The 10,872-nt window shown below is 61.2% G+C and carries 8 protein-coding genes; 4 read left to right on the top strand and 4 right to left on the bottom strand.

What is annotated here, in order from left to right:
• Nucleotides 1-72: 72 nt before the first annotated feature.
• Together FHC52_RS17650 and ascF are read right to left on the bottom strand one after the other, a co-directional pair.
• A complete protein-coding gene (locus FHC52_RS17650; RefSeq protein WP_045354360.1) occupies nt 73-1,497 on the bottom strand; it encodes a 6-phospho-beta-glucosidase in 1,425 nt (474 codons plus the stop codon).
• An 18-nt stretch (nt 1,498-1,515) separates the two neighbouring features.
• Nucleotides 1,516-2,967, bottom strand: coding sequence for a PTS cellobiose/arbutin/salicin transporter subunit IIBC (gene ascF / locus FHC52_RS17655; protein WP_008499568.1), 1,452 nt, complete (start codon nt 2,965-2,967; stop codon nt 1,516-1,518).
• Nucleotides 2,968-3,180: 213 nt separating this feature from the next.
• Here ascF and FHC52_RS17660 point away from each other — a divergent pair, with 213 nt between their 5' ends.
• From FHC52_RS17660 to FHC52_RS17675, 4 genes are all read left to right on the top strand, one after another.
• Nucleotides 3,181-4,194 carry a LacI family DNA-binding transcriptional regulator gene (locus FHC52_RS17660; RefSeq protein ID WP_023325960.1) on the top strand — a complete coding sequence of 338 codons (1,014 nt, stop codon included), beginning with the start codon at nt 3,181-3,183 and terminating at the stop codon, nt 4,192-4,194.
• A 134-nt stretch (nt 4,195-4,328) separates the two neighbouring features.
• Entirely contained in the window at nt 4,329-4,874 is a 546-nt protein-coding gene (gene hydN / locus FHC52_RS17665; RefSeq protein ID WP_220420167.1) for an electron transport protein HydN, read from the top strand.
• Between the two features lie 5 nt (nt 4,875-4,879).
• Nucleotides 4,880-7,096: a carbamoyltransferase HypF gene (gene hypF / locus FHC52_RS17670; protein ID WP_220420168.1), complete on the top strand. Its 2,217-nt coding sequence runs from the start codon at nt 4,880-4,882 to the stop codon at nt 7,094-7,096.
• Nucleotide 7,097: 1 nt separating this feature from the next.
• Nucleotides 7,098-8,120 carry a HoxN/HupN/NixA family nickel/cobalt transporter gene (locus tag FHC52_RS17675; protein WP_023325958.1) on the top strand — a complete coding sequence of 341 codons (1,023 nt, stop codon included), beginning with the start codon at nt 7,098-7,100 and terminating at the stop codon, nt 8,118-8,120.
• A gap of 81 nt (nt 8,121-8,201) precedes the next feature.
• On the opposite strand, the gene norW is transcribed toward FHC52_RS17675, so the two are convergent.
• Both norW and norV read right to left on the bottom strand, forming a co-directional pair.
• The gene (norW, locus tag FHC52_RS17680) at nt 8,202-9,335 is read right to left on the bottom strand and encodes an NADH:flavorubredoxin reductase NorW (protein ID WP_135345443.1); all 1,134 of its coding nucleotides are present in this window, start codon (nt 9,333-9,335) and stop codon (nt 8,202-8,204) included.
• Complete coding sequence (gene norV / locus FHC52_RS17685) at nt 9,332-10,774, bottom strand: anaerobic nitric oxide reductase flavorubredoxin (protein WP_220420169.1); 1,443 nt, start codon at nt 10,772-10,774, stop codon at nt 9,332-9,334. Before norV ends, norW begins: the two co-directional genes overlap by 4 nt.
• Nucleotides 10,775-10,872 lie beyond the last annotated feature (98 nt).

Raw genomic sequence — 10,872 nt, forward strand, 5'->3', positions numbered from 1 at the left:
GGTGGCGCTACGCTTACCGGGCCTACGGTTTTGTAGGCCGGGTAAGGCGAAGCCGCCACCCGGCAAAACAGGCTACTCGAGATCCGCCCCGTTACTCGCAATCACCTTCTTATACCATCCGAACGATTTCTTGCGTTTCCGTTCCAGCGTGCCGTTCCCGGCGTCGTCGCGGTCAACGTACACAAACCCGTAGCGCTTGCTCATCTCACCGGTTGAGGCCGAGACCAGGTCAATGCAGCCCCAGGTGGTGTAGCCCATCAGCGGCACGCCGTCCTCAATCGCATCCCCCATTGCGCGGATGTGCTCGCGCAGGTAGCTGATGCGGTAGTCGTCGTTAATCTCGCCGTTTTCATCAACGACGTCTTTCGCTCCCAGGCCGTTCTCCACCAGGAACAGCGGCTTCTGGTAGCGGTCGTACATCATGTTCATGGTGATGCGCAGCCCGAGCGGGTCGATACCCCAGCCCCATTCGCTCACCTGGATGTGCGGGTTGCGCAGGGACTTCACGATGTTCGCCGCGCTGGTGTTGCCCGCGTTCATGTCCGCCGAGGCGCAGCGCGAGGCGTAGTAGCTAAACGAGACAAAATCGACGGTATTTTTCAGCAGTTCGTCATCGCCCGGGTCTTTCACAATCACGACGCCTTTCTCGCGGAACACGCGGGCAGAATAGGCCGGATAGCGGCCGCGCGCCTGCACGTCGATAAAGAACAGGTTCTCGCGGTCTTTCTCCAGCGCCATCCACACGTCTTCCGGCTTGCAGGAGTAGGGGTAGAAGTTACCGCCCGCCAGCATGCAGCCCACCTGGTTTTCCGGGTTTACCTCGTGGGCAATTTTGGTCGCCAGCGCGCTCGCCACCAGCTCGTGGTGCGCGGCCTGGTATTTCACCTGGTCTTCGTTTTCGCCTTCCTCAAACACCAGTCCCGCGCCGGAAAACGGGCTGTGCAGCATGATGTTGATTTCGTTGAAGGTCAGCCAGTATTTCACCAGCCCGTTAAATTCTTCAAAGCAGGTGCGGGCGTAGCGGGCGAAGAAATCGACCATCTTGCGGTTGCGCCAGGAGCCGTACTCCGTCACCAGGTGCATCGGCACGTCAAAGTGGCAGAGGGTCACCAGCGGCTCGATGTTGTACTTTTTGCACTCCTCGAACACCGCGCGGTAAAAGGCAATGCCTTCTTTGTTCGGCAGCGGCTCGTCGCCGTTCGGATAGAGGCGGCTCCAGGCGATCGAGGTGCGGAACACCGTAAAGCCCATCTCCGCCATCAGGGCGATGTCCTCTTTATAGCGATGGTAAAAATCAATCGCCTCGTGGCTCGGGTAGAACTCGTCGTCACGCAGCGAGAAACGCTTTTCCTTACCGAGCTTCACCGCCAGGCGGTTCGCGCCGTGGGGGATCATATCGACCGTCGTCAGCCCTTTGCCGCCTTCACGGTAAGCCCCTTCGCTCTGGTTGGCGGCAAGCGCGCCGCCCCATAAAAATCCTTGTGGAAAAACAGACATTCTTACCTCGCTTTCAATTTATGCTTTTGCTGCGTTGTTCTGTACCGGTGCGGTCTGCAGGGCGCGCGCTTTTTCAGCCTCGTCTTCGACCGGAATATCCTCAAAGCCCAGTATCAGGGTCAGAATAAACGACAGCACCACTGCCAGACCCATCACGCCAAACACCCAGACGATGGTCATTGGGTTGGCCGGGTCGAAGAACTGCACGCTGGTGAACAGCCCCGGTGCCGCCATCGAATGGCTGGCAAGACCGGCTATGCCCGCCACCGCGCCGCAGATAAAGCCGCTGATCAGGCTGGCAATCAGCGGGCGTTTCAGACGGATCGCGACGCCGTACAGCGCCGGTTCAGAGATCCCCGCCATGATGGCGGAGGCCGCCGCCGCCAGCGCCGTCTGGCGCAGCTCCGGGTTTTTCGTTTTCCACGCCACCGCCAGCGACGAACCGCCGAGCGACAGGTTGGCGCCAATTTCCGACGGCATCACCATCCCTTCCTTGCCCGTTTCGGCAATGGTCTGAATGATGGTCGGCGTAAAGACGCGGTGCATCCCGGTCATCACCAGCAGCGGCCACAATGCGCCCATGATCGCCACGGAGAGCCAGCCCAGGTAGCCGTGAATGGTGTAGACCAGCGCGGAGATGGCGCTACCGATCCAGATCCCCAGCGGGCCAATCAGCACGATGGCGAGCGGGGCGGCAATCAGCACGATCAGCATCGGCTTGAGGAAGTTTTTCGTCACCGCCGGGGTGATGCGATCCACCCAGCGTTCGATGTACGACAGGCACCAGGTCATCACCAGCGCGGGGATGACGGTGTAGGTGTATTTCACCGCCGTCACCGGGATAAAGGCGAACTCAACGTGCTCGCCCTGCGCGGCTTTCGCCATCAGCTCGATAAAGCTCGGGTGCACCAGCACGCCCGCAATGGCTATCGCCAGCGACATGTTGGTTTTGAATTTTACCGCCGCCGAGGCCGCCACCATCAGCGGCAGGAAGAAGAACGCGCCGTCGCCGATGACGGTCAAAATGGTGAGCGTCGGTGCGCCTTTGGGCAGCACGCCGGTCATCTCGAGGATCATCGCCAGCAGCTTGACCATCGAGCCGCCGATGATCGCCGGGATCAGCGGGGACATGGTGCCGATCAGCGCGTCGAGGATCCCGGCGCCAATGCGGCGAAGCGTCAGCTTTTGCGGGCCTTCCGGCACCGCGGGCTGCAGGTCAGCGGGCAGCAGGCTTACCACCTCGCGGTACGCCTGAGAGACGGTATTGCCAATAATCACCTGGCACTGGTTGTCGTTACGCACCACGCCGAGCACGCCGCTGATGCTTTTCAGGCGCGCGGCGTCGGTGAGGGTTTCGTCTTTCAGAACGAAACGCAGTCGCGTCATGCAGTGGGTGACGGCGACGATATTCTCTTTGCCGCCCAGCGCGCTGATAACGTCGTTCGCCAGCGCAGCGTAATTTTTGGCCATCGGATGTGATCCTGTTATCGTTGTGTGAAATGTAGGAAACCGGTTCCACATAATCATCATGAGTTTTTATGAATGAAACAAGATCGCTTTTTGACCATTTTTTCGTTTCGTGATGAATGTCGCAATGAGGTGCCGAAAGCGTGATGTCGCCGCTGCGACAATTTTTCTGCAGTGCAGTACACTGCCCGCATGAGTTTCGGATGGAAAAAAAACATGACCACGATGCTGGAAGTGGCGAAGCGGGCAGGCGTTTCGAAAGCGACGGTGTCCCGGGTGCTGTCGGGTAATGGCTACGTCAGCCAGGAGACCAAAGACCGGGTGTTTCAGGCCATTGAAGAGAGCGGCTATCGCCCAAATTTGCTGGCGCGCAACCTGGCGACCAAACGCACCCAGACGCTGGGCCTGGTGGTGACGAACACCCTTTATCACGGCGTCTACTTTAGCGAACTGCTGTTTCACGCCGCGCGCATGACCGAAGAGAAAGGGCGACAGCTGATCCTCGCGGACGGCAAGCACAGCGCCGATGAGGAGCGCGAGGCGATCCAGTATCTGCTGGATATGCGCTGCGACGCGGTGATCATCTATCCGCGTTTTCTGAGCGTGGATGAGATGGATGCGATCGTCGAGAAGTGCGAGCAGCCCATTATGGTGCTCAACCGCCGCCTGCGGAAAAACAGCAGCCACAGCGTCTGGTCCGATCATAAAGCCTCCAGCCAGGACGCGGTGTCACAGCTGATTGCGAAAGGGCATCGGGAGATCGCCTTTATCACCGGCTCGATGGATTCCCCCACCGGGGTCGAGCGTCTCTCCGGCTACAAGGACGCGCTGGCGCAGCACGGTATTCCGCTGCGCGAGGGGCTGATCGCACAGGGGAAGTGGAACCCCGCCAGCGGTGCGGCGGCGGTGTCCGACCTGCTTGCGCGCGGTGAGCGCTTTACGGCGCTGGTGGCGAGCAATGACGATATGGCCATCGGTGCCCTGAAGCAGCTGCACGACAGCGGCGTGGCCACGCCGGACGCGGTGTCGGTGATCGGTTTCGACGATGTGGCCATCGCGCCCTACATCGTGCCGTCGCTCTCCAGCGTACGCATTCCGGTAACGGAGATGATTCAGGAGACCATCAGCCGCCTGATCTTCATGCTCGACGGCGGCGAGTTTAAATATCAGCAAACCTTCTCCGGCGAGCTTGTCCTGCGCGACTCGGTTATTGACGGCCCACACCGCTGATGTCGACAGCTGTCATCGTCATAAGTGACGATGACAGCGCCGCTGCGATTTTTAAAGTTCTATAAAATCAATGTGTTAATTATTGGCACGGTTTATGAATATCTCCGCGCATAACTGTAATGCTGGAGAAGCAGATGAACCGTTTTATTATGGCCGATGCCAGTAAGTGTATTGGTTGCCGTACCTGTGAAGTGGCGTGCGTGGTTTCCCATCAGGCGGAGCAGGACTGTGCGTCGCTCACCCCTGACACCTTCCTGCCGCGCATCCACGTCATCAAAGGCGTGAATATTTCCACCGCCGCCATCTGTCGCCAGTGCGAAGACGCTCCGTGCGCGAACGTCTGCCCGAACGGGGCGATTAAACGCGAGAAAGGCTTTGTGCACGTGATGCAGGAGCGCTGCATTGGCTGCAAAACCTGCGTGGTTGCCTGCCCGTATGGCGCGATGGAGGTGGTGGTCCGTCCGGTCGTGCGCAACAGCGGCATGGGGCTGAGCGTGCGGGCGGAGAAAGCCGAAGCCAACAAGTGCGACCTGTGCTACCACCGTGAGGCCGGCCCGGCCTGTATGCAAGCCTGCCCGACGCACGCGCTGGTCTGCGTGGATCGCGACAAGCTTGAGCAGATGAGCGCCGAAAAGCGCCGTCGCGCGGCGTTCGACACCTCGTCATCACTGCTATTCTGAACCGTATGAGCAGCAACGGCGTTCAGCTGCGGGTGCGCGGCAAGGTGCAGGGCGTGGGGTTTCGTCCCTTCGTCTGGCAGCTGGCGCAGGCGCTTCAGCTGACCGGTGACGTCTGCAATGACGGAGAGGGCGTGCTGGTGCGCCTCGCGGGTAATGGGGGGGCCTTTACCGCGAGGCTGCATCAGGACTGCCCGCCGCTGGCACGCATTGATCGCGTGGAAACGCAGCCGTTTACCTGGGCGCACGTGCCGGAGGACTTTACCATCCGCCACAGCGGGGCCGGGACGATGGACACCCAGATTGTCCCCGATGCCGCGACCTGCCCGGCGTGTCTGGCTGAGATGGGCGACCCACGCGAACGCCGCTATCGCTATCCGTTTATCAACTGCACCCACTGCGGGCCGCGGTTTACCATTATCCGCGCCATGCCCTACGACCGCCCGGCCACGGCAATGGCGCCGTTCCCGTTCTGCGGGCCGTGTGAAGCAGAGTACCGTAATCCTGCCGACCGCCGTTTTCACGCCCAGCCGGTCGCCTGCCCGGACTGCGGACCCGCGCTGGCGTGGCGTGCGGGCGACATGACCGCTGAGCGCGAGGCTGCGCTGCGCGCGGCGGTGGCGATGCTGAAAAGCGGCGGTATTGTCGCGGTTAAAGGGCTGGGCGGCTTTCACCTCGTCTGCGATGCGCGTAACCCGCAGGCGGTCGCGACGCTTCGGTCACGCAAGCAGCGCCCGTCGAAGCCGCTGGCGGTAATGATCCCACATGCGGATGACCTGCCGGAGACGGTTCAGGCGCTGCTACGCTCACCCGCCGCACCCATTGTGCTCGCGCCAAAAGCCTGGCTGCCCGCGCTCCCGGAAGGTATCGCGCCCGGTCTGGATTCCGTGGGCATCATGCTTCCTGCGAACCCGCTGCAGCATCTTCTGATGATGGACTGTCAGCGCCCGCTGGTGATGACCTCCGGCAACCTCAGCGGCAGACCACCTGCCGTCACCAACCGCCAGGCACTGGATGAGCTCAGCGGCATCGCGGACGGTTTCCTGCTGCATAACCGCGATATCCTGCAGCGGATGGACGATTCGGTGATGGATCGGGACGGTGCGATGCTGCGCCGCGCGCGCGGTTTTGTGCCGGATGCCATCACGCTGCCTGCCGGGTTCGACAATATTCCCGCCATGCTGTGCACCGGGGCGGAGATGAAAAACACCTTCTGCCTGGTGCGTGGGAACCAGGCGGTGCTGAGCCAGCATTTTGGCGATCTCGGTGACGAGGGTGTGGAAGCGCAGTGGCGTTCCGCGTTGTCGGTGATGCAGGACATTTACGCCTTTCAGCCGACGCGCGTGGTGTGCGATGCCCATCCGGGGTATCGCGCTCGCCAGTGGGCGCAGGCGCAGGCGTTGCCCCTTGAAGAGGTACACCACCATCACGCTCACGCAGCGGCGTGCATGGCCGAAAACGGCTGGCCGCGCGAGGGCGGAGACGTTATCGCCCTGACGCTGGACGGGATCGGCATGGGGGAAAACGGCGCGCTGTGGGGCGGAGAGTGCCTTCGGGTCAGCTATCTCGAATACGCGCATCTGGGTGGACTGCCTGCCGTTGCGCTGCCGGGTGGCGATCTGGCGGCGCGGCAGCCGTGGCGCAATCTGCTCGCCCACTGCCTGGCGTTTGTGCCTGACTGGCAGCAGTACCCGGAAACCCACGCGGTACAGCGCCAGAACTGGCCGCTGCTGGCGACGGCGATCCAGCGTGGCCTCAACGCGCCGCGGGCCTCGTCCTGCGGTCGCCTGTTTGATGCAGTCGCCTGCGCGCTGGGTATCGAAACGCAATCCTGGGAAGGTGAAGCCGCCTGCCGGCTGGAAGCCCTGGCATCGCAGTGCGCGGGTGTCGACCATCCGGTGACGCTGGACGCGGATAATCTCGCGCTTTTCTGGCAGCAGTGGCTGAGCTGGCAGGCGGAGCCCTGCGCGCGCGCCTGGGCGTTTCACGACGCGCTGGCAAAAGGGCTGGCGCAGCTCGCCGCGTTTCACGCCCGGCGCCTGTCGCTGTCGACAATCTGCCTCAGCGGCGGGGTATTGCACAACCGTCTGCTGCGCGCGCGTCTGCGTCATTATCTTTCTGACTTTACGCTTCTTTTTCCTTCGCGCCTGCCCGCAGGTGACGGAGCGATCTCCTTCGGGCAGGCGGTGGTCGCCGCTGCCCGGTCATGTTTACAAAGGAATTAAAATGTTACGACTGTTACGCAATGAACCTCGCGCCGCGCTCCTGCTGCTGGCTCTGGTAATGGCAAACCTGCTGGCCTGGGGATGGGCATGGCACACCTTTAGCGGCAGCACGGCGCTGATGGCGGCAAGCCTGCTGGCGTGGTGCTACGGACTGCGTCATGCGGTGGACGCTGACCACATTGCCGCCATTGATACCGTGACGCGTAAGATGATGCAGCAGGGCAAACGCCCGTCTGGCGTGGGGGCGTGGTTCTCGCTGGGCCACTCCACCATCGTGGTGCTGGCCTCCATTGCCATCGCCGCTACCGCCACGGCGTTTCAGAAGAACATGGCGTGGTTCCACGAAACCGGCAGCCTGATTGGCACCGCCGTTTCCGCGACCTTCCTGCTGGCGATGGCGCTGGTGAATATGGTGATCCTGCGCGGCGTCTGGCGCAATTTTCAGGCGCTAAAACGCGGCAGGCCCGTGCAGGACGACATCACGCTACCGGCTCAGGGCGGGGTGATGAACTGGCTGTTCGGCAAGACCTTCCGCCTCGTCAATAAAAGCTGGCAGATGTACCTGGTCGGTTTCCTGTTTGGTCTCGGCTTTGACACGGCCACCGAGATCGGCGTGCTGGGGATCTCTGCCGCCAGCGCGTCCAGCGGAATGTCGGTGTGGTCAATCATGATCTTCCCGGCACTCTTCGCCAGCGGCATGGCGCTGGTGGATACCCTCGACAACCTGCTGATGGTGGGCGCCTACGGCTGGGCGTTTAACAAACCGCAGCGCAAGCTTTACTACAACATGACCATCACCGGCACCTCGGTGGTGGTGGCGCTGTTTATCGGCGGGCTGGAAGCGCTGGGTCTGCTGATGGATAAATTTGCCCTCAGCGGCGGCCTGTGGGATCTGATTGGCGCGGTGAACGACAATCTGGGCAACGCCGGGTTTGTCGTCGTGGGTCTGTTTGTCGCCTGCTGGCTGATCTCCATGGCGAATTACCGCTGGCGCGGCTACGACGCGCTGGTGGTGCGTTCCTGAACGACCCAGTCCGGTGGCGCTATGCTTTCACGGGTCTGCATGTAGGCCGGGTAAGCGGAGCGCCACCCGGCAATACGAGGGTTAAGCAGGGAGCGATTTCAGCAGGGCGAAGGCCTCCTTCATTCTGTCCTCACTGACGACAAAGGCGCGCATCTGACCGTCGGTATCGGTGCCGCGCGCCACCATGCCCTGCGGCGAAAGGGCAATCTGCCAGTCCAGATCCTGACGCTGCGTTTCGCCTGCGAGATGCAGCGGTAATTCCGGCGTTTTTACCTTCACCAGCATGGCGGGTAATTTCACCGGAGCGTTGCCGCCGAGCAGGTTTTTCGCCAGGCACATAGCGCTTAACTGAATCGGTTGCAGGAACGGCAGCACCTGGCCGTTAATTTCCGCGCAGTCGCCCAGGGCATACATGTCCGGCTGGGTGGTTTGCAGGTAGCTGTTAACCTTCACGCCGCGATTAATTTCGGCGCCTGCGCGGTGCGCCAGCGCCGTTTCCGGGCGCAGCCCCGTCGCCGCAATCACCACATCCACCTCCACGCTGCGGCTGCGGTCGAGCGTTGCACGTATGCCGCTGCCGGTTTTGCTCAGGCTCTGCAGCTGCGATTTCAGCAGCAGATGGACGCCCATGTCGGTCAGACGATGCTGTAAGCGGCTGCTCACTTCCGCGGGCATCAGCGCTGACAGAATGCTCGCCGCGTGGTCGACCAGGGTCACGGATTTTCCCGCCCGGCAGAAGTCCATCGCCAGCTCGGTACCGATCAGCCCGCCGCCGACAATCATCACCCGCGTGGCGTCGCGAAGCTCCGTTTCGCTGGCCTGATACGCCTGCTGGCTGTTGAGCGTGACCATCAGCTCGCGGCCCTCAACCGGCGGCACAAACGCAGAGGCACCCGTGGCCAGCACCAGCTTGTCGTAGTGCCAGGTTTTATCTTTCGCTTTCACCAGACGGGCGTTGGCGTCGATATCGGTAACCCAGGTGTACGGAAACAGACGCAGGTTAAACTGTTCTCCGAACGCCCCCGCCGTCTGGCGGGTGAGATCATCGGCGCGCTGGTTCTGGCTAATGACGTGGCTTAAATCAGGCTTGTTGTACTCGTCCATGCTGTCGGCGGCGATCAGCGTCAGCGGCACGTTAGCGTCCTGCTTGCGGATATTTTTCACCAGCTGGCGGGCAGCAAAGCCCGAGCCGATAATGACGATACCGTGGCTCATTTTGCCTCCGTTGCCAGTTCATCAAAGACGTCTTTCCCGAGGGAACATTCCGGGCAGAGGAAATTGTCCGGCACCTCGCTCCACGGCGTGCCCGGGGCGACATCCTGCAGCGGCTCGCCCCGTTCCGGGTCGTAAATCCACTGACACACGCTGCACTGCATGCAAGGACCGAGGTCGGCAGCGGCGGCTTCAGCTACGGCTTCCGGCGCAACCGCCGCGGCGGGGGCGGTTTCCGGCAGCGGTGCGAGCGCCCACTGACGGGCGATGTCGCGGCCGTGCTGGCGGCAGATTTCCAGTGCGCCGATATCCGGCCGCCATTTCGCCTTCAGGCTCATCGACATCTCAAACCCTGCATCCTGTAAACGGGTGGAAAGGCGGTCGACCGCGCCGCCGCTCCAGCCGTGGGAGCCAAAGGCGCTGGCGCGCTTGTTGCGAAAACGCAGGCCGGTCATCTCTTCGACCAGACCGGCAATCTTCGGCATCATCACGTTGTTCATGGTGGAGGTGCCCACCAGCACGCCCTTGGAGCGGAAGACGTTGGTGAGGATCTCGTTTTTATCGCTGCGCGCCACGTTGAAGATTTTCACCGCCACGTTCGGGTCCACTTCGTTGATGCCCTGGGCAATGGCGTCCGCCATCATGCGGGTGTTGTTGGACATGGTGTCGTAGAAGATCGTGATGCGATCTTCCTGGTAATCCGCCGCCCACTTCAGGTACAGCTCCACGATCTGGGTGGGGTTTTCACGCCACACCACGCCGTGGGAGGTGGCAATCATCTCCACCGGCAGGTTAAAGCCGAGGATCTCGGTGATTTTAGGCGTCACCAGACGGCTGAAGGGGGTGAGGATATTGGCGTAGTAGCGCTGGCACTGTTCGAACAGCTCGGTCTGATCCACCTCGTCATTGAACAGACGTTCGTCGCAGTAGTGCTGGCCGAAGGCGTCGTTGCTGAACAGCACCGCGTCGCCGGTCATGTAGGTCATCATGCTGTCCGGCCAGTGCAGCATCGGCGTTTCCACGAAGATCAGCTGCTTGCCGTTGCCGATATCCAGCGCGTCGCCCGTTTTCACGGTGTGGAAGTTCCACTCCGGATGGTGGTGGTGGCCGTTGATCGAGTCGATGGCGTTGGTGGTGCAGTAGATCGGGGTGTCCGGAATATACGACATCAGCTCGGTCAGGGCCCCGGCGTGATCCTCCTCCGCGTGGTTGATGATGATGTAGTCGATGGCGTTCAGATCGATTTCGCCGCGCAGGTTCTGCACGAACTCGCGGCTGAACTTGTGATCGACGGTATCGATCAGCACATTTTTACCTTCACGAATGAGATAGCTGTTGTAGCTGCTGCCGCGCAGCGTTTTATATTCCGTCCCGTGGAAATCGCGCACTTCCCAGTCACGTTGACCCACCCAATGAATGTTATTTTTAACCAGAATAGACATAGCAAACCTCAGCGTAATATTGCGTTTTTCAAATAGGATGGTTTGCTTATATCAAGCCGCGTGCCAACTTTTAATCTATTGATTTTTATAGGTTAATA

It is taken from the genome of Enterobacter sp. EC_64 (assembly GCF_019584165.1).
Classification (GTDB): Bacteria; Pseudomonadota; Gammaproteobacteria; order Enterobacterales; family Enterobacteriaceae; genus Enterobacter; species Enterobacter roggenkampii.

Bases quoted from the DNA above. Each gene is read 5' to 3' on its own strand.
- hypF (WP_220420168.1), top strand. From the start codon at position 4,880: ATGAGCAGCAACGGCGTTCAGCTGCGGGTGCGCGGCAAGGTGCAGGGC.
- FHC52_RS17660 (WP_023325960.1), top strand. From the start codon at position 3,181: ATGACCACGATGCTGGAAGTGGCGAAGCGGGCAGGCGTTTCGAAAGCG.
- norV (WP_220420169.1), bottom strand. From the start codon at position 10,774: ATGTCTATTCTGGTTAAAAATAACATTCATTGGGTGGGTCAACGTGAC.
- norW (WP_135345443.1), bottom strand. From the start codon at position 9,335: ATGAGCCACGGTATCGTCATTATCGGCTCGGGCTTTGCTGCCCGCCAG.
- FHC52_RS17650 (WP_045354360.1), bottom strand. From the start codon at position 1,497: ATGTCTGTTTTTCCACAAGGATTTTTATGGGGCGGCGCGCTTGCCGCC.
- ascF (WP_008499568.1), bottom strand. From the start codon at position 2,967: ATGGCCAAAAATTACGCTGCGCTGGCGAACGACGTTATCAGCGCGCTG.
- hydN (WP_220420167.1), top strand. From the start codon at position 4,329: ATGAACCGTTTTATTATGGCCGATGCCAGTAAGTGTATTGGTTGCCGT.
- FHC52_RS17675 (WP_023325958.1), top strand. From the start codon at position 7,098: ATGTTACGACTGTTACGCAATGAACCTCGCGCCGCGCTCCTGCTGCTG.